22 protein-coding genes are annotated in these 22,998 nt (G+C 55.4%); 5 read left to right on the top strand and 17 right to left on the bottom strand.

Annotated features, from left to right (window positions below):
- Positions 1 to 98: 98 nt before the first annotated feature.
- From pspG to SK53_RS20895, 4 genes are all read right to left on the bottom strand, one after another.
- Positions 99 to 341: an envelope stress response protein PspG gene (pspG, locus tag SK53_RS20910; protein WP_003860302.1), complete on the bottom strand. Its 243-nt coding sequence runs from the start codon at positions 339 to 341 to the stop codon at positions 99 to 101.
- A gap of 136 nt (positions 342 to 477) precedes the next feature.
- Positions 478 to 1,473: a tRNA dihydrouridine(20/20a) synthase DusA gene (gene dusA, locus SK53_RS20905; protein ID WP_003860304.1), complete on the bottom strand. Its 996-nt coding sequence runs from the start codon at positions 1,471 to 1,473 to the stop codon at positions 478 to 480.
- An 82-nt stretch (positions 1,474 to 1,555) separates the two neighbouring features.
- Positions 1,556 to 2,803: a conjugal transfer protein TraF gene (traF, locus tag SK53_RS20900; RefSeq protein WP_003860305.1), complete on the bottom strand. Its 1,248-nt coding sequence runs from the start codon at positions 2,801 to 2,803 to the stop codon at positions 1,556 to 1,558.
- Between the two features lie 168 nt (positions 2,804 to 2,971).
- Positions 2,972 to 3,460 carry a cupin domain-containing protein gene (locus SK53_RS20895; RefSeq protein WP_048209957.1) on the bottom strand — a complete coding sequence of 163 codons (489 nt, stop codon included), beginning with the start codon at positions 3,458 to 3,460 and terminating at the stop codon, positions 2,972 to 2,974.
- 117 nt (positions 3,461 to 3,577) lie between these two features.
- Between SK53_RS20895 and zur the strand changes: the two genes are divergently transcribed.
- On the top strand, positions 3,578 to 4,090 hold the full coding sequence (gene zur / locus SK53_RS20890; RefSeq protein ID WP_003860309.1) for a zinc uptake transcriptional repressor Zur: 513 nt from the start codon (positions 3,578 to 3,580) through the stop codon (positions 4,088 to 4,090).
- 47 nt (positions 4,091 to 4,137) lie between these two features.
- On the opposite strand, the gene SK53_RS20885 is transcribed toward zur, so the two are convergent.
- The 4 genes from SK53_RS20885 to SK53_RS20870 form a co-directional block, all read right to left on the bottom strand.
- A complete protein-coding gene (locus SK53_RS20885; protein ID WP_003860314.1) occupies positions 4,138 to 4,347 on the bottom strand; it encodes a CsbD family protein in 210 nt (69 codons plus the stop codon).
- 119 nt (positions 4,348 to 4,466) lie between these two features.
- The gene (dinF, locus tag SK53_RS20880; protein ID WP_048209956.1) at positions 4,467 to 5,804 is read right to left on the bottom strand and encodes an MATE family efflux transporter DinF; all 1,338 of its coding nucleotides are present in this window, start codon (positions 5,802 to 5,804) and stop codon (positions 4,467 to 4,469) included.
- Between the two features lie 63 nt (positions 5,805 to 5,867).
- Positions 5,868 to 6,476 (bottom strand): transcriptional repressor LexA, encoded by a 609-nt coding sequence (lexA, locus tag SK53_RS20875; RefSeq protein WP_003860318.1) that lies wholly within the window; start codon positions 6,474 to 6,476, stop codon positions 5,868 to 5,870.
- A gap of 108 nt (positions 6,477 to 6,584) precedes the next feature.
- Positions 6,585 to 6,953, bottom strand: coding sequence for a diacylglycerol kinase (locus SK53_RS20870; RefSeq protein ID WP_003860321.1), 369 nt, complete (start codon positions 6,951 to 6,953; stop codon positions 6,585 to 6,587).
- A 154-nt stretch (positions 6,954 to 7,107) separates the two neighbouring features.
- Here SK53_RS20870 and plsB point away from each other — a divergent pair, with 154 nt between their 5' ends.
- A complete protein-coding gene (gene plsB / locus SK53_RS20865) occupies positions 7,108 to 9,528 on the top strand; it encodes a glycerol-3-phosphate 1-O-acyltransferase PlsB (protein ID WP_048209955.1) in 2,421 nt (806 codons plus the stop codon).
- Positions 9,529 to 9,617: 89 nt separating this feature from the next.
- Here plsB and ubiA read toward each other — a convergent pair whose 3' ends face one another.
- From ubiA to malK, 5 genes are all read right to left on the bottom strand, one after another.
- A complete protein-coding gene (gene ubiA / locus SK53_RS20860) occupies positions 9,618 to 10,487 on the bottom strand; it encodes a 4-hydroxybenzoate octaprenyltransferase (protein WP_023315219.1) in 870 nt (289 codons plus the stop codon).
- A gap of 12 nt (positions 10,488 to 10,499) precedes the next feature.
- Entirely contained in the window at positions 10,500 to 10,997 is a 498-nt protein-coding gene (ubiC, locus tag SK53_RS20855) for a chorismate lyase (protein ID WP_022646736.1), read from the bottom strand.
- Positions 10,998 to 11,169: 172 nt separating this feature from the next.
- Positions 11,170 to 12,108: a maltose operon protein MalM gene (malM, locus tag SK53_RS20850; protein ID WP_003860327.1), complete on the bottom strand. Its 939-nt coding sequence runs from the start codon at positions 12,106 to 12,108 to the stop codon at positions 11,170 to 11,172.
- A gap of 114 nt (positions 12,109 to 12,222) precedes the next feature.
- Complete coding sequence (locus tag SK53_RS20845) at positions 12,223 to 13,533, bottom strand: maltoporin (protein ID WP_026080558.1); 1,311 nt, start codon at positions 13,531 to 13,533, stop codon at positions 12,223 to 12,225.
- Between the two features lie 42 nt (positions 13,534 to 13,575).
- Positions 13,576 to 14,685 carry a maltose/maltodextrin ABC transporter ATP-binding protein MalK gene (malK, locus tag SK53_RS20840; RefSeq protein ID WP_003860329.1) on the bottom strand — a complete coding sequence of 370 codons (1,110 nt, stop codon included), beginning with the start codon at positions 14,683 to 14,685 and terminating at the stop codon, positions 13,576 to 13,578.
- A gap of 371 nt (positions 14,686 to 15,056) precedes the next feature.
- On the opposite strand from malK, the gene malE reads away from it, so the two are divergent.
- The 3 genes from malE to malG all read left to right on the top strand — a co-directional run bounded on the left by malE (position 15,057) and on the right by malG (position 18,818).
- Positions 15,057 to 16,247, top strand: coding sequence for a maltose/maltodextrin ABC transporter substrate-binding protein MalE (gene malE / locus SK53_RS20835; RefSeq protein WP_048209954.1), 1,191 nt, complete (start codon positions 15,057 to 15,059; stop codon positions 16,245 to 16,247).
- 121 nt (positions 16,248 to 16,368) lie between these two features.
- Complete coding sequence (gene malF, locus SK53_RS20830) at positions 16,369 to 17,913, top strand: maltose ABC transporter permease MalF (RefSeq protein WP_003860331.1); 1,545 nt, start codon at positions 16,369 to 16,371, stop codon at positions 17,911 to 17,913.
- 14 nt (positions 17,914 to 17,927) lie between these two features.
- Positions 17,928 to 18,818 carry a maltose ABC transporter permease MalG gene (gene malG, locus SK53_RS20825; protein ID WP_048209953.1) on the top strand — a complete coding sequence of 297 codons (891 nt, stop codon included), beginning with the start codon at positions 17,928 to 17,930 and terminating at the stop codon, positions 18,816 to 18,818.
- Between the two features lie 96 nt (positions 18,819 to 18,914).
- Here the strand turns inward: malG and psiE are convergent, their stop codons facing one another.
- From psiE to SK53_RS20805, 4 genes are all read right to left on the bottom strand, one after another.
- Positions 18,915 to 19,325, bottom strand: a complete 411-nt coding sequence (gene psiE, locus SK53_RS20820; protein WP_000202963.1) for a phosphate-starvation-inducible protein PsiE — start codon at positions 19,323 to 19,325, stop codon at positions 18,915 to 18,917.
- Between the two features lie 162 nt (positions 19,326 to 19,487).
- Positions 19,488 to 21,584 carry a YjbH domain-containing protein gene (locus SK53_RS20815; protein WP_048209952.1) on the bottom strand — a complete coding sequence of 699 codons (2,097 nt, stop codon included), beginning with the start codon at positions 21,582 to 21,584 and terminating at the stop codon, positions 19,488 to 19,490.
- Complete coding sequence (locus tag SK53_RS20810) at positions 21,584 to 22,321, bottom strand: capsule biosynthesis GfcC family protein (RefSeq protein WP_023315215.1); 738 nt, start codon at positions 22,319 to 22,321, stop codon at positions 21,584 to 21,586. Before SK53_RS20810 ends, SK53_RS20815 begins: the two co-directional genes overlap by 1 nt.
- On the bottom strand, positions 22,318 to 22,956 hold the full coding sequence (locus SK53_RS20805; protein ID WP_003860339.1) for a YjbF family lipoprotein: 639 nt from the start codon (positions 22,954 to 22,956) through the stop codon (positions 22,318 to 22,320). The genes SK53_RS20810 and SK53_RS20805 overlap by 4 nt, the downstream gene beginning before the upstream one ends.
- Positions 22,957 to 22,998: the final 42 nt, after the last annotated feature.

Here is a 22,998-nt window from a genome sequence, read left to right as displayed (position 1 = left end):
AGCGGCAGCCATAGTGACAGATTCGATAAGTAAATCCTATTCTGTTCTAAGGATTGCTGCCGGAAAAGTTGCAGGTATGTGACGTACCCCTCAATACCTTAGTAACGGAAGCGGTTATTACGCTGATAACTGGGCAGTTTTGGCGATTTAATCGCCCGTATCGCCCATACCACCGCAATCGCCAGAAGTAACCACGGCAAGAGTTTAATCGTCAGGGCAAATAAACCGCCGACAAACATCACCACCGTGGCCACAACGAGCGCGGCCAGGATACCGAGCAGCGACACGCCCGTGACCATCAGCATGATAAAGAAACCAATCACAAAAAGTAGTTCAAGCATGGTGCTCTCCCACGAGTTCCCGAATGATGCTGCGATCGTTACAAGAATCATGCCAAAAATAAGTTGTTGTTCTGAAAGCAAAACGCCCCGCAATGTGTTGCAGGGCGTGGCGTATTTGACCATCTTTTAGCGAAATTTAACGTTTATCCGCAACCAGACGCAGCGCGTGTTCCAGTACCTCAATATCCGCACCGGCTTTATGCGCGTTCTCGCTGAGATAACGACGCCACTGGCGCGCACCAGGAATGCCCTGGAACAGGCCAAGCATATGGCGGGTAATGTGGCCCAGATACGTACCATGACTCAGCTCGCGCTCAATGTACGGATACATGGCGCGCACTACGGCCACGGGATCGGTGTCAGCACCCTCAACGCCAAAGATTTCCCGGTCAACCGTCGCCAGAATGCCCGGATTCTGATACGCCTCGCGTCCGACCATCACGCCATCCATATGTTCGAGGTGCGCTTTGGCCTCGTCCAGCGACTTAATACCGCCATTGATCGACATGGTCAGGTGTGGGAAGTCGCGTTTCAGCTGGTACACGCGCGGGTAGTCCAGCGGCGGGATCTCGCGGTTTTCTTTCGGGCTGAGGCCAGAGAGCCAGGCTTTACGGGCGTGGATGATAAACATCTCGCATTCACCCTTCCCTGATACGGTGTTGATGAAATCACACAGAAACTCGTAGCTGTCCTGGTCGTCTATGCCGATACGGGTTTTGACCGTAACCGGGATAGAGACGACGTCGCGCATCGCTTTGATGCAGTCCGCCACCAGGTGTGCATTTCCCATCAGACACGCGCCGAACATACCGTTTTGCACACGGTCGGACGGGCAACCGACGTTGAGGTTAATCTCGTCATAGCCGCGTTCTTCAGCCAGCTTCGCGCACTGCGCCAGCGCAGCCGGATCGCTGCCACCCAGTTGCAGCGCAACCGGATGCTCCTCTTCGCTGTACGCCAGATAATCGCCCTTGCCATGAATAATTGCGCCGGTAGTGACCATTTCGGTGTACAGCAGCGTATGGCGGGAGAGCTGGCGCAGGAAATAGCGGCAGTGTCTGTCCGTCCAGTCGAGCATTGGCGCAATGGAGAAACGGTGTGCAGGGAAAGCGGTCTGGAATTCTGACGACATGGCGAAGTTTTAAGCATCTGGTGGAAAAGGGGCGCTACTATAGCATAAAGAAAAGCCGGAGGCGCAGCGCCTCCGGTGGACTTTAGAACGTCATGCTCAACTGTGCCCCTGCGCCCCAGGTCTCGTCTTCGCCATAAAGCCCCATCAGGTCAACGTGGACGGCGTTGAACGGCGCGAAACCGACACCGCCGGTAAAGACGTTGCTGTCGTTCCCTTTCATATCCGCACGATAACCGGCGCGTACTGCCAGCCAGCTCAGCGGCGTGACTTCGGCACCGACGCCAACGTACTGGGAGGTGTCTTCGCTTTTAAAGCCCTTGGTTTCGGTCAGATCGCCGTCTGCGGTAAGCGTGACCAGATCGTTATGCCAGGCGGCCCCGGCAGTGACGACAGGACTAATTTGATAGGTATCGCGTACCCCATCCACTTCTTTGGTGTCGATATCGCGAGAGAAGAGATTCTGACCGGTCAGGCCGACCGTCCAGTTTTCCCCAAAGTCTGCCGCAAGGCCAGCATCAACGTTAAACCCGGTGTCATCATTGCGGTAACGGCTACTGTTTATATCATCACTGTCAAAGTTGTAGATAGAAACGGTGTAGTTATAAAGCCATGTTTTTTGTAGCTTCGGGGTGATGCCGACGGAAACCGGCACACCGCTAAGATCAAACTGACGTGCGATTGCAACACCATAATCCGAAACGATTGCTGCACGGCCATACCCTTTTGATTTGAGATCATTCGGGTTAACGCCAAATACGGCAACGGGCGTAGCCTCTACTAAACGTAGCTTATCGATATCGCCCTGATCGATATAAGAGCTCACGCGTGCACGCGCATTGGCTTTCGCTACAAAAGCGACTGAAAGTACATCATTAGGAATGCTTACGGCGATCCCCCCTCCTGCTTTACCGCTGGCGGTTTTCCCTTTCAATGAATCCAGTTGATCGGCAAGATCGCCTGCCGCCGAAGAGACCTGCAAAGAGGCAGGGCTTGAAGGGTTAAAAAGATCGACAGGATTAATATTATTCAGTGTGCTGCGATAGTTATTCACATCATCACTGATGTCATCAATCTTATCCCGAAGATTGTCTTTATCTGAAATCTGCGCACCAATGGACGGCAGGATCACAGTGACACTATCGTCCGGTTTAGATTTTGCCAGCAACGCGGGGTTGATTAACGCCCCGCTGCCATAGCTCCCTGCCGCGACACCCGTTCCGCCCATTGCGTCGCTACGCGCTTCCGTCCAGGTATTGGCTGCTCCCGCCTGATTTGCCATAAAAAAGGAGACAGCGATGCTAACCATCGAAAATTTAAAATGTTTTTTCACAGTGTGCTCGTAAATAGTTTGTTATTAGTTAACCCTGTCTGTTATCACCCAAACAGGAACGAACTATTGCTGTGAATAAGTGCAAAAAGACCCGCTATTTCCTTAAGTTAAATTCCATCCCGGCCTGTTGTAATATGTGACGACCATCAATATTTATAGAAGAGGAAATTATTGTCGCCCAGGTTTTCCATCGTGCGGCCCAAAAAACTGAGGCGGATGGTCGACCCAGCGGTCTTCGCGCGTCGCGGCATACACCGGATTGAGCGGATAGTAGATACGGTTATGTTTTTTATTGGCCTCACCCACCACCAGTAAGCGCACCTCTTCATCGGTATTGTTGATAAAGGTGTGACACACGCCCGTCCCTGCTGGAAATCCCACGCTGTCTCCGGGTTCGAGCTTCCATAAATAGCCATTGATCCAGGCCTCAGGGTAACCCTCCAGAACGTAAACAAACTCCTCTTCGTCGCTTTCCGCATGCGGATAAGATGTGCGGCGTCCGGGCGGCAGCCGTTCATGGTGAATACCAATGCGGCCGAGACCCAGTTTGCGGGCCAGCGGCGCGCCAATAGAAAAACGTTCGTTGCTGTCAGGATACGTTGCGTCATCAGCGCCTTCCACGTCCCGCCAGTGCCGAATACAGTCAGGTCTTTTCATTTTGCGATCTCCTGATTTGCGATGCGTCAGGTATAGCACAGCCTGGCGGATCTCGGTGTTTTTAGCAGAACATGATAAAGTGAGAGTTTTCACCCCTTACCACATCCGAGGTGCCCGATGGACAAGTCCACAAAAGAGCTGTTAGCGCAAGCTGAAAAGCTGTGCGCGCAACGCAATGTGCGCCTGACCCCGCAGCGCCTTGAGGTACTGCGTCTGATGAGCCTGCAACAGGGCGCCATCAGCGCCTACGATCTGCTCGATCTGCTGCGTGAAAGCGAGCCGCAGGCAAAACCGCCGACCGTTTATCGGGCGCTGGATTTTCTGCTGGAGCAAGGATTTGTGCATAAAGTGGAATCAACAAACAGCTATGTGCTGTGCCATCTTTTTGACCAGCCAACTCACACGTCCGCCATGTTTATCTGCGATCGCTGTGGTGTGGTGAAGGAAGAGTGTGCGGAAGGTGTGGAAGATATTATGCATACGCTGGCAGCCAGAATGGGCTTTGCGCTGCGACATAACGTGATTGAAGCCCACGGCTTATGTTCTGCCTGCGTGGAGGTGGAGTCATGCCGTCATCAGGATGACTGTCAGCACGATCACTCTATCCTGGTGAAGAAAAAGCCGCGTTAAAGCCAAAGAAAAAGGCGGCTCAGGGCCGCCCTTGGGGATAGTACCGGTTACCAGCGGTAGTCGTTACGGGTTTCCCAGTCTTTGACTTCGTTTTCCGCCTGATCTTTTTCGTAACCGTAGCGCTCCTGGATTTTACCTACCAGCTGATCGCGCTTACCTTCAATGACGGTCATATCGTCATCTGTCAGCTTACCCCACTGTTCTTTCGCTTTACCTTTGAATTGCTTCCAGTTGCCGCCGATTTCGTCTTTATTCATAATCGTGTCCTCGTGTTAAGCGTCTATGAGTATCGCCCGCTACGTTCTTTTCTGCTGGACGTGATTATTATTGTAGTTAAGGATTCGGTAGTTGTTTTTATATTCGGAATCTTTAACCGTTACGATATATCGTGCGGGGCTGGAAACCAGGTATGGTTTCGCCAGTGACGATGCCAGATAACGGCCAGCGAAAGGCCACGCAGTGAGAGAAACACCGCCAGCGCCAGCCACAGACCATGATTGCCGAGATACGGCAGGGTCAGCAGCGTCAGGCCAAACCCCGCCGCCGCGACGGCCATGCTGTTGCGCATCTCCGCCCCTCGCGTCGCACCAATAAACATGCCGTCCAGCAAATAGCACCACACACCCACCACCGGTAATACTACCTGCCAGAGGATGTAGCGATCGGCCAGCTCACGTAGCGCGGGCAACGAGGTGAGTAGTGCGACAATATGCCCACCAAAACAGGCGTATACCAGAGCAAAGGCCAGCGCCACCAGACCCGCCTGACGACAGGCAGCACGCCAGACTTCACGTAACTGGCCGCTTTCACGCGCGCCATAGGCCTGCCCTGAATGCGCCTCGACGGCGTAAGCAAAACCATCCAGCGCGTAAGCGGTAAAGGTCAGTAACGTCATGAGCACTGCGTTGACGGCAACGATCTCAGGCCCAAGACGCGCACCAAAAACGGTTAAGGCGCCAAAGCAGAGTTGCAGCAGGAGAGAACGGAGCATGATGTCGCGATTAAGCGCCAGCAGCTTACGAATGTTGCCGCGCCAGGCCGATTTCAGCAGATCCAGGGTGATACCGCGCATCGCCAGCACGCGCCAGACCATCCCCAAACCGATCAGCAGCGTACCGTACTCGGCAATTGCCGTGGCCAGCGCCGCGCCCCGGACGTTCATGTGCAGCCCCATCACCAGCCACAGATCGAGCACAATGTTAAGCAGGTTGCCCACCACCAGCAGGATCACCGGCGCGCGGGCGTACTGCACGCCCAGCAGCCAGCCCAGCAGGACCAGGTTTGCCAGTGAAGCGGGCGCGCTGAGCCAGCGAATTTCGAGGAACCGCCGGGCCTGTTCCAGTACGGCATCGCTGCCGCCTACAATATGGAGCGCAAGATCAATCAGCGGCGTACGCAACAGAACGATTAACGCGCCGGCACCGAATGCCAGAATGAGCGGCTGAACCAGCGCACGCGCCAGACGCAGGGGATCTTTTGCACCATACGCCTGGGCCGTCAGGCCCGTCGTACTCATGCGCAGAAAAAGCAGCAGCATAAAGAGAAAGCTGGTCGCCGTTGCGCCGATCGCGACGCCGCCGAGATAAATCGGCGAATCGAGATGCCCGATAACCGCCGTATCCACCAGCCCAAGCAGAGGAACGGTAATATTGGAAAAAATCATCGGTAGCGCAAGACGCCACAACGCCTTATCGGCAGAAGTTAGCAATGCCATGGAAATTACCGGAATCAGAAAACAGGCCAGGCTGTAGAGGAACTACAGCCTGTCAGGAAGAGATTACAGCCATTCACCGTTGCGGATAACGCCGACCGCCAGTCCTTCAATAGAGAAGCTCTGCTCGCGGAGATCCACCACAATCGGGGAGAATTCATTGTTTTCAGGCAGAAGCTGCACGGTATTGCCTTGTTTCTTCAGGCGTTTAACCGTCACTTCATCATCAATGCGCGCCACCACGACTTGCCCGTTACGCACGTCCTGCGTTTTGTGTACCGCCAGCAGATCGCCATCCAGAATACCGATATCTTTCATGGACATTCCGCTAACGCGCAGCAGGAAATCGGCGCTCGGCTTGAACATGCCTGGATCAACCTGATAGTGCCCTTCGATGTGCTGCTGCGCCAGCAGAGGTTCACCTGCCGCTACGCGACCCACCAGCGGAATACCGCTCTCTTCTTCCACCAGCAGACGAATACCGCGTGAGGCGCCGGAAACAATCTCAATCACGCCCTTACGCGCCAGTGCTTTAAGGTGCTCTTCGGCAGCATTAGGAGAACGGAAGCCCAGACGCTGCGCAATTTCTGCACGCGTGGGTGGCATACCCGTCTGGCCGATATGATCCCGAATGAGATCGAACACCTCTTGCTGCCTGGTCGTTAACGCTTTCATACCGCCCCCTGGGTGTATATACAGTTATGCTGTGAGTATATACAGTCAAAGGCGATTTTGGAACCAAAAACTGCACAAAAAACCAGGGACTTAATTATTCCTCGAGGCTCATCGGAAATGCGACCAAAGCAGCGTGACCCAGGTGATCGCCGCAGTGATAATCGCCAGCAGTACGGCAGCGGAACCCATGTCTTTCGCCCGGCCAGACAATTCATGGAATTCCGACCCGATTCGGTCAACAACGGCCTCAATAGCGCTATTAAGAATTTCCACTATCATCACCAGAAAGACAGATCCGATGAGCAGTACGCGGGTGATAGCATCAACATCAAGGAAGCAGGCGATGACAACGGCAACGATTGCAGCAACCGCCTCCTGGCGGAAAGCGGCTTCATTAACCCATGCAGCGCGGAAACCTTTCCATGAATAACCGGCAGCTTTAATGATTCGAGTTAACCCAGTGGTATTATTGGCCATTAAAAGAACCTTTTATGATAAATAGCGTCTGTAACTAAAGCCGCAGCGCGTTTTGCTGCAACCTGAAGTATGACGGGTAACAACAGAAATTTTGCGCGCTTTCTGTTATCCTTGCGCCGCAATTGCATTATTAACCAGAGGCTTTACATCGTTTATGTCCGGCTGGCCACGAATTTACTACAAATTACTTAATTTACCATTAAGCGTCCTGGTAAAAAGTAAGTCTATCCCAGCAGAACCTGCGCTGGAATTAGGGCTCGATACGTCGCGCCCTATTATGTACGTTTTGCCTTATAACTCGAAGGCAGACCTGCTGACGCTTCGCGCTCAATGTCTGGCGCACGATTTACCTGACCCACTTGAACCGCTGGAAGTCGACGGTACGCTGCTGCCACGCTACGTGTTCATCCATGGCGGGCCGCGCGTGTTCACCTATTACACGCCGAAAGAAGAGTCCATTAAGCTGTTCCATGATTACCTCGATCTGCACCGCAGCAACCCCGATCTGGACGTGCAGATGGTGCCGGTGTCGGTGATGTTTGGCCGTCGTCCGGGGCGCGAAAAAGGGGAAGAGAACCCGCCGCTGCGTATGCTCAACGGCATTCAGAAGTTTTTCGCCGTCTCCTGGCTGGGACGCGACAGTTTTGTCCGCTTCTCACCTTCCGTTTCACTGCGCCGCATGGCGGATGAACACGGCACTGACAAAATCATTGCGCAAAAGCTGGCGCGCGTTGCGCGTATGCACTTTGCACGTCAGCGTCTGGCGGCCGTTGGACCACGTCTCCCGGCACGTCAGGATCTGTTCAACAAGCTGCTGGCTTCCAAAGCGATTGCCCGTGCCGTAGAAGACGAAGCGCGCAGCAAGAAAATTTCGCACGAGAAAGCGCAGCAGAACGCAATCGCGCTGATGGAAGAGATCGCCGCGAACTTCTCCTACGAGATGATTCGCCTCTCTGACCGTATCCTCGGCTTCACGTGGAACCGCCTCTATCAGGGGATTAACGTCCACAACGCCGAACGCGTGCGTCAGTTAGCGCACGACGGCCACGAGATTGTCTATGTGCCCTGCCACCGCAGCCACATGGACTACTTGTTGCTCTCTTACGTGCTCTATCACCAGGGGTTGGTGCCACCGCATATTGCTGCCGGTATCAACCTGAACTTCTGGCCAGCAGGCCCGATTTTCCGCCGTCTGGGTGCGTTCTTCATTCGTCGTACCTTTAAAGGTAACAAGCTTTACTCCACCGTCTTCAGGGAGTATCTGGGCGAGCTGTTCAGCCGCGGTTATTCTGTGGAGTACTTTGTTGAAGGCGGTCGCTCGCGTACCGGTCGTCTGCTCGATCCAAAGACCGGCACGCTGTCGATGACCATTCAGGCCATGCTGCGTGGCGGTACCCGTCCTATCACGCTGGTGCCGATTTACATCGGTTATGAACACGTGATGGAAGTGGGCACCTACGCGAAAGAGCTGCGCGGTGCGACTAAAGAGAAAGAGAGTCTGCCGCAGATGCTGCGTGGGCTGAGTAAATTGCGCAACCTCGGCCAGGGATACGTGAACTTTGGCGAGCCCCTGCCGCTGATGACATTTCTGAACCATCATGTTCCGGAGTGGCGCGAGTCTATCGATCCTATCGAAGCGGTACGTCCGGCCTGGCTGACGCCAACGGTCAACGGCATTGCATCCGAGCTGATGGTACGCATCAACAATGCTGGTGCGGCAAACGCCATGAACCTGTGTTGTACTGCGCTTCTGGCCTCTCGCCAGCGTTCACTGACCCGCGAACAGCTGACCGAGCAGATTGACTGCTACCTGGATATCATGCGCAACGTGCCGTATTCCGTGGATTCGACCGTGCCGTCTGCCACCGCCAGCGAGCTGATCGATCACGCGTTGCAGATGAACAAGTTCGAAGTCGAGAAAGATACGATTGGTGACATCATCATTCTGCCGCGCGAGCAGGCCGTGCTGATGACCTACTACCGTAATAACATCACGCACATGCTGATGCTGCCGTCGCTGATGGCGGCCATTATTACCCAGCACCGCCGTATTTCGCGTCAGGAGCTGCTGCGCCATATTCAGGCCATCTACCCGATGCTGAAAGCGGAGCTGTTCCTGCGCTGGAGTAAGGATGAACTGGCGGCAGAGCTCGATAAAATGACGGCAGAGATGCATCGTCAGGGGCTGATTACCATCAGTGATGATGAACTGCATATCAATCCGTCACGTTCACGTACCTTGCAGCTCCTGGCTTCCGGTGCGCGTGAGACGTTGCAGCGCTACGCCATTACCTTCTGGTTGCTGAGTGCAAATCCGTCCATCAACCGCGGTACGCTGGAAAAAGAGAGCCGGACGCTGGCCCAGCGCCTCTCCGTTCTGCATGGCATTAACGCCCCAGAATTCTTCGACAAAGCGGTATTCAGCTCCCTGGTGCTGACGCTGCGCGACGAAGGGTACATTAGCGATACGGGCGATGCCGAGCCGGAAGAGACGATGAAGGTTTACCAGATGCTGGCAGAGCTGATTACCGCGGATGTGCGTTTAACGATTGAGAGTTCGACGCAGGGCGAATGATGCTAAAGCCGGGTGACGCTAACGCTTACCCGGCCTACATGTTCCGCTAAATCGTAGGCCGGGTAAGGCGAAGCCGCCACCCGGCTTTTTTATGACCAGTAACTCATCGCCAGGCCCAGAAACAGCACCAGCCCGACGTAGTTATTATTCAGAAACGCTTTAAAGCAGGCTTCACGCTCGCGCTTCGCGATCAGCTTCTGCTGATACGCAAACAGCAGCCCCGCCACCAGTACGGACCAGTAAAACTCCCAGTTCAGCCCGTTCAGGCGACCAATCGCCACCATCAGCGCCAGCACCGCCACCTGTAATATGCCGATGATCAGCTTGTCGTGACGACCAAACAGGATCGCCGTCGATTTGATGCCAATCTTGAGATCGTCATCGCGATCGACCATCGCGTATTGGGTATCGTACGCAACGGCCCAGAGAATATTCGCCAGGAACATCAGCCAGCAGCTGAGCGGAACGGACTCGCTGACCGCGGCAAACGCCATGGGAATCGACCAGCCAAATGCCGCACCCAATACCACCTGCGGCAGATGGGTGTATCGCTTCATGAACGGGTAAACCCAGGCCAGCGCCAGAGCCGCAACGGACAGTAGAATGGTCATGGTGTTAAGGGTTAACACCAGCATGAAAGAGAGAAGCACCAGCACCACAAACAGAATGCGCGCCTCTTTCCCGGTCACCTGACCGCTCGGCAGAGGACGATTCGCGGTGCGCTTAACATGTCCATCAAATTTCCGGTCAGCATAGTCGTTGACCACACAGCCCGCAGCGCGCATCAGCCAGACGCCCGCCACAAATACCGCCAGGATCCACAGCGGCGGCACGCCCGGCGTGGCAACCCACAGCGCCCATAAGGTCGGCCACAGCAGCAGCAGCGCGCCAATGGGTTTATCAGTACGCATCAGGCGGTGATAGGCCAGCAGCTTATTCTGCGTCAGACTCCACTCCATTTTCTCTCCCTCTTAGTACAACGGCGATGCAGGCAAAAAGAGTTCCGTCAGTATTAACGGCTTGCCACTCAAACGAAGGCGGGAACGGCGCCCCCACAAATCGGCATCGCAACCAATTTCAATAAAATCACGGGTCAGTTCAGACGAGGTGAACAGATAGCGCCCCAGGGGCGTTTTGCCGAGGCGTTGCAATGCCAGCTCCGGCCCGGAAAGTGTAGACTCAGGAACCACCGTCCGCCCGGCAAGCCACGGCTCGCCATCCGCACAGAGTAAAATTTCACGCAGCCAGTAGCGTTCTTCCTGCGGCAGCAGCGGCAGCTCGCTGGCAATCTCCGCAGGCGAGACAAACCCTTCCTGAATCATCGTCACCGTGACCGTTTTACCCTGTTGCTCAAAACGTTTTGTCATGGAATCTTCCAGCAGCAGCCAGTCCAGCTGTTCCGGGTCAAGCGCAGGGATGTGGTCGAAATAGCGTAGCGCACGCAGCTGCGTGAGCGCGGGGTGTGACATGCCAGACTCTCCGATACATAACGTAAAAGCATTGTATCGCAGATTGGCAAAATGAGGACGGACAAACAGAATTTAACGATCACTATTGCAACAATGGTGCAACTTAGCCAAAAAAAGTGCGCCCGTGAAGGCGCACCAAACGACTAACAAAATCAGCACTGTGGGGAGACGGTTACCCCTTGCCTTTTACACTGCTGATAAAGGTGGAACGGGCAGTGGTTGAACCTAAACGCTCGGCTTCATCAAGCAGTTTCAGCGCTTTATCGACATCGCCGTTTTTAACTGCCTGCTTGATGGCGTTGTTAAAGTACGTTTCAGTATCGTTAAGCACCGGCTCGGCTTTTTTCGCCGGGGCCGGAGCCGCGGCCGGTGTTGCGGCTGGCGCGGCATACACAGGCGCGGCAGTATTACCCACCGTTACCGGCCCCGGGCCAGATGAGCCAAACAGCGGGCCTACGAGTACGCTGGAGGCGCTGTTGGTGGAGACTTTCAGCTTGATCAGGCCGTCGGTAGTATGGCGAGCATGCGGATCCGGGATATCCGGGACAGCGTTACCGGTGCCTTTTGCGTAGGCTTTCGCCGGATCAACCAGCTTCGTTGTCTGTTGCAGATCTTTTTCAGTCGTGAACACCAGGACATAAATCTTCTGCTGACCCAGGGCTGGCGTCAGGCGCATAACGCCTTCCAGCCGATCGGCACTCATGACGCCAGGCTCCTGATAGCTGAAATAGTCGCTTGGGAAGAATGCGGATGGCGTCATGCTCTGATCGAGGATCAGCACGTTAGGCGCGAAGACGCTGGTCTGTTTATTGACTTCACTGGTTAACGTCAGGGTCAGCTCGCCGATATTCGCCGGCACGCTGAAAGCCGCAACCGGACCGCTGATACCCGGCACGTTCAGCGACTGACCGCCAGCGGCAAGCTGGGTGGTTTGCGTTTTCGACTGATCAACTGGCGTCCACACCAGTTGCTGAAGTGCCGCAGCCGGAATAGCTGGCGCAGCACTGGTATTTTGAGGAACAAAATTCACATCTGCATAGGTGAGCGCAGGCGCACAGGCCAACAGCCCCGCAGAGAGGCACAGCGCGACGAGACTTTTCTTCATTTTCATTGTTATTACCTCTGATAGCGTGAGCACTGCGGTGGCCAGGCAATAGCGCGCAGCACCCTAAGGAGAGAGGGGCTTACGCCCCTCTTTTCAGGTCATTACGTCAGGCTCGACGAATTACCACCAGATTTCCATCTGGGCGCCGAAGGTCCACTCATCGTTGTCGCCACGGCTGAAGGTTTTCGCGGAGGTGTCGCTATACGCTACGCCAGAGGTGTAACCTGCACCTGAGTCGTTGTTTGCATAGCCCCATTTCTCATCCCACTTCGCGTAGGTTGCGAAGACACGGATAGCCGGACGGGACCAGATGCTGTCGCCTGCCTGCCATTGCTGTGCCAGGGTGATTTTGTACTGGCTGTTTTTGTCGTCAGTTTTCTGAGACTTAACGTTGTCGTAGCCCACTTCCAGCAAGGTGCTCATGATCGGCGTCCATTTGAACATTGGACGAACACCCACGGTCCACCACTCGGTACCGTTGTTGTTGTCACGATCGATGTTCTGGTACATACCGACGTACATCAGGTCCCAACGGTCTGCCAGGGTGATTGCACCGTGGTCCAGCACGCGCCACATAGAGCCGTCGTTATCGATGCTGCCACCCTGTGGAATACCTTTACCGTTAGAGGTCATGGAATCCGTACCGTATTGCAGTACGAACTTGTTGAAGCCTTTCATCATGCTCTGGGTGTGTTCAGCGGTGAACAGCCAGCCATCTTTAGAGGCGCCAGGTTGCAGATAGTAGTCGTCAGGAATGTTGGTATGACCGTAGTCAACGCCCAGCTCCAGCGTACCGCCCGGGTTGGTTTCCAGACCGGCTAAACGGACGTCGAAGACATCGTTTGGTACCACGTTGTCATAAATACGGTCGCCGTTCGCATCACGATCGGCGAAGGTTGCAGAACCGCCGGACTCAGAAGAACGGGTCGCTGCCAGAGAGAGTTTACCAAAGCCCAGATCGATGTTTTCAATACCGGCACCAGGACCAGAGATATCCCAGTAGTAGAAGTCGATCATGTGTACGTCATGACGCTGATAGAAGCGCTTACCGGCCCAGATGGTAGAGCCTGGCAGCCATTCAATCAGGTTTTTACCCTGCACGTTAGCTTCACGGAAGGCCGGGCTGGTGGATTCCCAGTCATTCTGTTGAGAAACGGAGTACGCTACGTTGGTGTCGAAATAGAAGCTCTTGTCGCCTTCTTTCCACACTTCCTGGCCCAGTTTCAGTTCGGCGTAGGTTTCACATTCGTTACCGAGACGGTATTTACTTTGTGCGCCTGTTGCCTGGAAACATTGTTGTTCACCGCCACTTCCGGTCCAGCCAATGCCGGAACGAGCATAACCTTTAAAGTCTACGGCGCCCGCCTGGGCAGACAGGATGCCTGCCGCAATGGCGACAGCCAGAGGGACTTTGCGCAGAGTAATCATTATTCTATCTCCTGAGATCATTGCTTTTCTTTGTAATTGGAATGCTTAAACGCCTGGCTCTTTGTGCAACCGACGACATGCAGTGCCATCCTCACGGAACAGATGGCAACGCTCTGGCGGCAAACCGATAGCGAATGTGGCACCCTCTTCTACCAACACCACGTCATTCTGGCGGTAGACCAGGTTCTGACGGATGGCGGGGATCTGGATATGAATCTGTGTTTCGTGACCAAGCTGTTCGACGACCTGAACTTCACCTTCCAGCGTCACATCCGCAATGTGGCTTGGCAGTAGATGCTCAGGACGGATACCGAGGGACATATTGGCCCCCACCTGTACGTTGGCGCTGTCGACCGGCAGCCAGACTTGCTGACGGTTTGGCAGCTCCACCTGTACCTGTTCGATTGCCGTCGCGGTCACTTTTACGGGCAGGAAGTTCATCTTTGGCGAGCCAATAAAGCCCGCAACAAAGCGGTCTGCCGGGTAGTGATACAGCTCCAGCGGTTTGCCCACCTGCGCCACGCGACCGGCATCCAGCACCACGATTTTGTCGGCCAGCGTCATCGCTTCGACCTGATCGTGGGTGACGTAAATCATCGTGCGTCCAAGGCGTTTGTGCAGACGGGAGATTTCGATACGCATCTGGACGCGCAGGGCGGCATCCAGGTTAGAGAGAGGTTCATCGAGCAGGAACACGCGCGGCTCGGCCACCAGCGTACGGCCGATCGCCACACGCTGACGCTGACCGCCGGAGAGCGCCTTCGGTTTACGCTCCAGCAGATGTGCCAGCTGAAGCACTTCCGCCACCTGGGTGACGCGCTGGTTAATGGTCTCTTTTTTCGCGCCGGCCAGCTTCAGGCCAAAGGACATGTTCTCGGCAACGGAAAGATGCGGATAAAGCGCATAAGACTGGAACACCATGCCCACGCCGCGTTCTGCTGGTGGGATGTCGTTCATTCGGGTATCACCAATAAATAAATCGCCACTGGTGATGGTTTCAAGACCGGCAATCATACGCAGCAGAGTCGATTTACCACAGCCTGATGGACCCACGAACACCACAAATTCACCTTCGTGGATGTCCAGATTGATGTCTTTTGACACCACTACGTCGCCCCAGGCTTTCGTTACATTACGCAGCTGTACGCTCGCCATGCCCTTCTCCCTTCGTTACAACCTGTCACCGACAGAAACATTCAAGATAAGTTCACTATGCGTGTTCCATTACTTTCGTGAATCCTCCACCCCCCGGCTTTTTTATGGGGGAGGAGGCGGGAGGATGAGAGAGCAGGCTCTGCGACCGCAGCTGAGGGGCCGAGGCGAAAATCGTGAAGCGGCCTGCAAAATTCAGTGGGTTTTTATGTGCGCCAGCACTCATAACTTAAATTTATGTTACAGGGATCACACAAACAGGGGGTGGGGCGTAGGGACTGGGAGGATGGAAAGAGGATGTCAAATAAGGAGACTGAGTCACGTTGAACCACCTTATGTATCCACGAGCACATCACCAATAAAGGATGGCAGATATGAAGATCAAGACTGGCGCACGCGTTTTCGCATTGTCCGCCCTCGCAGCAATGATGATTTCCGCACCGGCTCTCGCCAAAATTGAAGAAGGTAAGCTGGTTATCTGGATTAACGGCGACAAGGGCTATAACGGTCTGGCCGAAGTGGGCAAAAAATTCGAGAAAGACACCGGTATCAAAGTCACCGTAGAGCACCCGGACAAACTGGAAGAGAAGTTCCCGCAGGTTGCGGCAACGGGCGATGGTCCGGACATTATCTTCTGGGCGCATGACCGTTTCGGGGGCTACGCGCAGTCTGGCCTGCTGGCAGAAGTTACGCCAGACAAAGCCTTCCAGGACAAACTGTTCCCGTTCACCTGGGACGCCGTTCGCTATAACGGCAAGCTGATCGCTTACCCAATCGCGGTTGAAGCCCTGTCACTGATTTACAACAAAGACCTGGTGCCAAACCCACCGAAAACCTGGGAAGAGATCCCTGCTCTGGATAAAGAGCTGAAGGCGAAGGGTAAATCCGCTCTGATGTTCAACCTGCAAGAACCGTACTTCACCTGGCCGCTGATTGCTGCCGACGGCGGCTACGCGTTCAAGTTTGAAAACGGCAAATATGACGTGAAGGACGTGGGCGTGGACAGTGCGGGCGCGAAAAAAGGTCTGACCTTCCTGGTTGACCTGATTAAGAACAAACACATGAACGCGGATACTGACTACTCCATCGCGGAAGCGGCGTTCAATAAAGGCGAAACCGCGATGACCATCAACGGTCCGTGGGCCTGGACCAACATCGACAAGAGCAAAATCAACTACGGCGTGACCCTGCTGCCAACCTTCAACGGCAAACCGTCTAAACCGTTCGTGGGCGTGCTGAGCGCAGGCATCAACGCCGCCAGCCCGAACAAAGAGCTGGCGAAAGAGTTCCTCGAAAACTACCTGCTGACCGATCAGGGTCTGGATGAAGTGAACAAGGACAAACCGCTGGGCGCCGTTGCGCTGAAATCCTTCCAGGATCAGCTGGCGAAAGATCAACGTATTGCGGCCACCATGGATAACGCCCAGAAAGGCGAAATCATGCCGAACATCCCTCAGATGGCTGCATTCTGGTACGCCACCCGTACCGCCGTCATCAACGCTGCAAGCGGTCGCCAGACTGTCGATGCCGCGCTGAAAGATGCTCAGGGTCGTATTACTAAGTAAGTCTGAAAAACGGCGGGTGGCGCATGCGCTTACCCGCCCTACGACTACGGCACGATCCGTAGGTCAGGTAAGCGCAGCGCCACCTGACGATAAGTTTCCACCGTTGTAGAGGAAGAACCCCATGGATGTCATTAAAAAGAAACACTGGTGGCAAAGCGACGCACTGAAGTGGTCAGTGATAGGTCTGCTGTGTCTGCTGGTGGGTTACCTTGTTGTTTTAATGTACGTGCAAGGGGAATACCTATTCGCCATCATGACGCTGATTTTAAGCTCGGTTGGCCTGTATATTTTCGCCAACCGTAAAGCGTATGCCTGGCGCTATGTTTACCCGGGCGTTGCCGGGATGGGGCTGTTTGTCCTCTTTCCGCTGATCTGCACCATCGCGATTGCCTTTACCAACTACAGCAGCACCAACCAGCTCGCGCAGGAGCGTGCCACCCAGGTGCTTCTGGACCGTTCTTATCAGGCGGGTAAAACCTTTAACTTCGGCCTGTATCCTGCGGGTGATGAGTGGAAGTTAGCGCTCACTGACGGTGAGAGCGGCAAAACCTATCTTTCCGACGCGTTCAAATTTGGCGGTGAGCAGAAGCTGACCTTAAAAGAGGCTGCGGCCCTGCCGGAAGGTGAACGTGCCAACCTGCGTATCATCACCCAGAATCGCCAGGCACTGACCCAGCTCACCGCCGTACTGCCAGACGAAAGCAAAGTGATCATGAGCTCGCTGCGCCAGTTCTCCGGCACCCAACCGCTCTATACCCTGGCGGATGACGGCACGCTGACCAACAACCAGAGCGGCGTGAAGTACCGCCCGAACAACGATATTGGTTTCTATCAGTCGGTGAATGCCGACGGCAGCTGGGGGGATGACAAACTCAGCCCGGGCTATACCGTCACCATCGGCTGGGACAACTTTACCCGCGTGTTTACCGACGAAGGCATCCAGAAACCGTTCTTCGCCATCTTCGTCTGGACGGTGGTCTTCTCCGTACTGACCGTGATCCTGACCGTGGCCGTGGGCATGGTGCTGGCCTGCCTCGTGCAGTGGGAGTCCCTGAAGGGCAAAGCGATTTACCGCGTGCTGCTGATTCTGCCGTACGCCGTGCCGTCGTTCATCTCGATTCTGATTTTCAAAGGGCTGTTTAACCAGAGCTTCGGTGAAATCAACATGATGCTGAGCGCGCTGTTCGGCATTAAACCGGCCTGGTTCAGCGACCCGACCACCGCTCGCTCGATGATTATCATCGTGAACACCTGGCTGGGCTATCCGTACATGATGATCCTGTGCATGGGGCTGCTGAAGGCCATCCCGGACGACCTTTACGAAGCCTCGGCGATGGACGGCGCGGGTCCGTTCCAGAACTTCTTCAAAATTACCCTGCCGCTGCTCATTAAGCCGCTGACGCCGCTGATGATCGCCAGCTTCGCCTTTAACTTTAACAACTTCGTGCTGATTCAGCTGTTGACTAACGGTGGCCCGGACCGTCTCGGCACCACCACGCCGGCAGGCTATACCGACCTGCTCGTGAGCTACACCTACCGCATCGCCTTCGAGGGCGGCGGCGGTCAGGACTTCGGCCTGGCGGCGGCGATTGCCACCCTGATCTTCCTGCTGGTGGGCGCCCTGGCGATTGTGAACCTGAAAGCCACACGTATGAAATTTGACTAAGGAGGGCACTGAACATGGCAATGGTACAACCCAAATCTCAGAAACTGCGCCTCCTCGCGACGCACTTAGGCCTGCTGATTTTCATCGCGGCGATCATGTTCCCGCTGCTGATGGTTATCGCCATCTCCCTGCGTTCGGGGAACTTCGCCACCGGGAGCCTGATCCCGGACGAAATCTCCTGGGAGCACTGGAAGCTCGCGCTGGGCTTCAGCGTGGAACACGCGGATGGCCGCGTCACGCCGCCGCCGTTCCCGGTGCTGCTGTGGCTGTGGAACTCGGTGAAGGTGGCAACCATCACAGCCATCGGCATCGTGACGCTCTCCACCACCTGTGCTTACGCCTTCGCCCGTATGCGTTTTCCGGGCAAAGCGACCCTGCTGAAAGGGATGCTGATTTTCCAGATGTTCCCGGCCGTACTGTCGCTGGTGGCGTTATATGCCTTGTTTGACCGTCTGGGCCAGTACGTGCCGTTCATCGGCCTGAACACTCACGGCGGCGTGATCTTCGCCTATCTCGGCGGTATCGCCCTGCACGTGTGGACCATTAAAGGCTATTTCGAAACCATCGACGGCTCGCTGGAAGAAGCGGCGGCACTGGATGGCGCGACACCGTGGCAGGCGTTCCGCCTGGTGCTGCTGCCGATGTCGGTGCCGATTCTGGCGGTGGTGTTTATTCTGTCGTTTATCGCGGCGATCACCGAAGTACCGGTCGCCTCTCTGTTACTGCGCGATGTAAACAGCTACACCCTGGCCGTCGGTATGCAGCAGTATCTCAACCCGCAAAACTACCTGTGGGGCGACTTTGCCGCGGCGGCCGTCCTCTCTGCCATCCCGATTACCGTGGTGTTCCTGCTGGCCCAGCGCTGGCTGGTCAACGGCCTGACGGCGGGCGGTGTGAAAGGTTAAGTTTCATTTGTTATGCCACTGCAACCCTCAACTTTAGACGTATTGTATTGAACCAACTTGTGACTGTTGTTAGGCGCTCTTCGGAGCGCCCTTTTTTTATTCGCGTTTTAGCCGCTTTGAGTTGCACAGCCAGAGGGTGATCACCAGCAGCAGGATCGCCGCCGAGTAGATCAGCACGTCGAGCGGGGATTTATGATCGACGATGATCAGCCGCACAATGGCGGTGATGCCAATGTAGACAAAATAGCGCAGCGGGAAGTGAAAGCCGGACTGAAAGTACTTCACAATCAGGGCGATAAATTCAAAGTAGAGAAAGTAGACCACCAGGCCTTCCACCAGTGCGTATTTGCTGGTTTGCTCAGGAGCAAAGAGCACATCCGCCAGATGCACCGTCTCTTTACCCAGAAAAACGACCAGGATCAGGCCAAGGCTCAGCAGACCGAGGTTCAGTACGGTCTGGAGTATCGTTGAGATAAACTCAACGCGCGGACGAGTCAGGGATGTCATACAGCACCTCATTCTCCAGGGCGAGGTTCCTGTATAACGCAAAAATGTGACGGGGATCTATATTTTTTGTTTATGTTTGGCGCATTCGCCCGGTGGCGCTGCGCTTACCGGGCCTACAAAAACCGTAGGCCGGGCAAACGCAGTGCCGCCCGGCGTGAAGCATCAGCGGAAGTTAATGTTCTTATCGCTGGTCATATCATACAGCTGGAATTTACGTCCAAGCTGCTGACCGCCGTCGCGCGTCAGCGGCGTCCAGCCCACTGCCGCACGGCTGCGGGTTGGGCCTGATGAGAACAGATCCAGCGGAATCGACACGTACACCCCTTTGGTGAAGTCCCCTTCCCCGTACTCGTCTGGCGAAACGTTGGTGATGGTGGCATAGCCGCCCACCACAACGCCGCTGTCAAAGTGTTTGGAGATATCCAGCGTGCCGCCCTTATCGCCCGCCAGATACTGGCCGACGCTGGCTTTTACCAGCACGTCCTGCGCGAACGACGGCGTCCAGTAGGCGGTCAGGTGGCCGGTTTTGACGCTGTAGTCGGTGAACTTCATCATGTCCTGCGCGCTGCGCCAGTCACGCTGTTTCACGTAGTTGGCATCAACCCCAAACGCCCAGTTGCTGTCGACAGGACGATAAAGCACTTCTGCCCCGGCGCCGCCGAACATGGTTTCCAGATAGCCACCGTAAACCTGGCCGTAGAAGCCGTTGCCGAAATACTGGAAGTAGTTGGCCTGGAGGTTATTCACGTAGATATCGTTCTGCACATATTCGCGAACGCGGGTACGCACGCGCGGCAGTTTTGAATCGTTCGGCGGGTTGGTGTAGTTAAATTTGTCGTAGTTGTTGGCAATGTTGCCGAACAGACTACCGGTGGTCAACAGGTGGTCGGTCACCCACAGATCCGCCGTCGCCATCGCGCCCAGCTGATACATGTAGAAGTTTTCCGGCCCACCCACGGACTGGTTCAGCACCGGATCGATATGGAAATCGAAGCGCGATTTATCGATATACCAGCCCTGCTCGGTGGTTTCCGGCACCACCGGCTCAACGCGTTTTTGCACCAGCTCGGTTTCATGCCCGAGCGGTTCGCCTTCAAGATGACGCTTAAGGCTGGCAACATCGGTTTCGGTGGTGACCTGCGGCAGATTCAGGCGGTTCTCCGTCACGCGGATCGTGCGGATCCCCTCCGGCAGATCGTTCATGACGATCCGGTTGGCGCGCTCGATCCCTTCGCGGGAGTCGCGGTATTTCACCTGCTCGCCGGTAACATACAGCGTATCGCCTTTGGTCTGGATCTTCGGATCCGCCAGGCCCGCGTTATATTTCAGCAGCGTCAGCTGGTTCGCTACCACGGAGTGCTGAATGATCGCATCCTGCGGCTCCGGCTGATATTTTGGCCGCGGGTTGTCATTATAGTGCGGCCGCATGTCGTTAAAGTTAGTGCGCAGGGTAAAGCCAAACATCAGGGTATTACCGCGCTCATAGCTGAGGTTAACGTCGGCCCAGTCGGTGACGCGGTAAATGGCGCCGACGTTAAACTTGCTCTTCTGCTCAATTTTGCCGGCAAAATCTTCGCTGTAGTTATTACCTTCGTACTCCAGCTTCAGGCGCAGCGGCTGCCATGGCGTTTGATACTCTACACCACCAAACAGCGAGGCCGGGCCGTGGAACATCTGGTCGCCGTTGATGGAACCCGCTTTTTTGTAGCTGTTATCGCGGTAGCAGTATTTGTCGCTGTAGGTACAGAACGGGTTGGTTACGTTGCCGCTGGTACCCAGATAGCCCCATCCCAGACCGAGTGAGAAATCAAACGGTCCCCAGGCTTTGCTGGCCACGATGTATTCCGCGTCAAACAGGCCGGTCCCGCCAATGTCTTTCGCACCAACGGAGACCTGCGGCATCCAGTAACTCTCTTCCCACAGACGCAGCTTCACGTCGAAGGCTTTGTCTTTGTAGGTCTGATCGCCGGAGAAAGCGTCTACGCTGCTGTACTGTTTTGTACGCACGTCGGTGTAGCGCAGCGTGGTCTCCAGCCAGGGGAACAGCTGTACGGACGCAGAGTAGTAACGGTACTGATCGTTATCGCGATAGTTAAGGCTGATTTCCCCCTCGCGGGCCATACGCGCGGTTGGGGTTTGCAGTAAGCCCACGCCGCCAAAATCGGACTGCGACGGGCCGATGGGTGCCGGATACGTTTCTGCATGACAGGCGGCACTCACGCACAGTGCAAGCATGCTGTAGAGATAGGTTTTTTTCATTATTCCGGTATCCGCTGTATCAGGGAGCGAAGGATATCGGCATTAAGCCCGTCATACGCTTTCGTCCAGAAATGGTCGGCAAAACCGACAAAAATGATGCTGCCCGGCATAGGTTCGATATGGCGTTTATTCCAGTAAGCCACCGGCGCTTTCTGCGTATGCCCGTCCGGATAGACCACCCAGGCATAGCTTTTATCCGCTCCGCTGAGCAGACTTTGCTCGTCGAGATAGCTCGCCACGTCCCGGCCCGGCGTAAACGGCTTTTTGCCAGGGCTGCTGAGAAGCCCCATCACGGTGACGGTGGAAGGCTGAGCCGGAAGCCACAGGGTATAGTCCCCTTCCAGCGACGGATTGCCGTTTTCCGCGACACGCACTTCGTCGGGATCGAGATTCACCTTCTGGCGCCCCGTCACCTTAACCGCCTGAAGCTGCTGACGCAGGCTAGTAATAGCCGCGGCATCGTCGGCATCTTCCTGTTGTGCCAGCCCGCTCAGTCGGGCGAGCAGCGCCTGATGTTTTTGTTCCGCTACAATCGTCGCCTGACGCTCGCTGATAACCGCCCCGGTCCACCAGCTTTTCGCCAGCCTCGGCTGCCCCACCAGATCGAGCAGATGCCCGGCATTGGTTAAGGTTTTAGGTTTTTCGCTGTCCGGGGTGTAGACCTGTACCGTTCCCGCAGACCACGCCAGCGGCGAGGCCAGGCTGGCGAGAAGCGCAATGTGGATGAACATTTTCATGATTTCGCCGCCTTGATCAGGGTGGTCTTCACCGGGAAGAAACCGGCACCGAGATACTGTAAGGACTGGCGGATTTGCCCCTCTTCGTCCACCCAGAAGCGGTTATGCCAGGTGGCCTGATCGGTTGTCACCTCTTCATCCAGCACGCGCACCTGCGTTTCGTCGCTGCCCACTTTGACACTATCCGTACCGTCCCAGCGGAAGGTGGAGCGGGCCGTGGCGTAGCGCACCTGTTTGTGCTCGGTCCAGCCCATCGTGCGCGTCCAGCTTGCGCCATCGACAATCTGATTCGGCTTGATGAGCGGATCTTCAGCCAGGTTGTTCACCTCAAGCAGGTTGTCGCCGCCGAGCAACGTTTTCACGATGCGGGAATGCTGCGTCACGATGGTGGCCTGATCCTGCGTCACCCATTTCTGCTGCCCGTTTTCATCGAAAGCGAGCACCACAAACAGTTGCGGACCATCGTTTAGCTGCATGTACTGGCTGGCATACGGCATGTTCTGAAGTTCGTCATCGGTCAGATGCACGCCCGGCGTGCCGAACATGCTGTCCCACAGTGAGTGGCCCAGCCCTTTGGTGGTAGCTGAGCACGCCTGCAACAGCAGGCAAATCAGGATGATTGCAGGTCGCTTCACGACTCTTCTCCGAAGGGGCGAAATAACCACACCGAAGTGTGG

It is taken from the genome of Enterobacter sp. MGH119 (genome assembly GCF_001037675.1).
In the GTDB taxonomy this organism is placed as follows: domain Bacteria; phylum Pseudomonadota; class Gammaproteobacteria; order Enterobacterales; family Enterobacteriaceae; genus Enterobacter; species Enterobacter hormaechei_C.
Note: the sequence above shows the minus strand (reverse complement) of the source record. Positions and strands in the feature narration are given on the sequence as shown.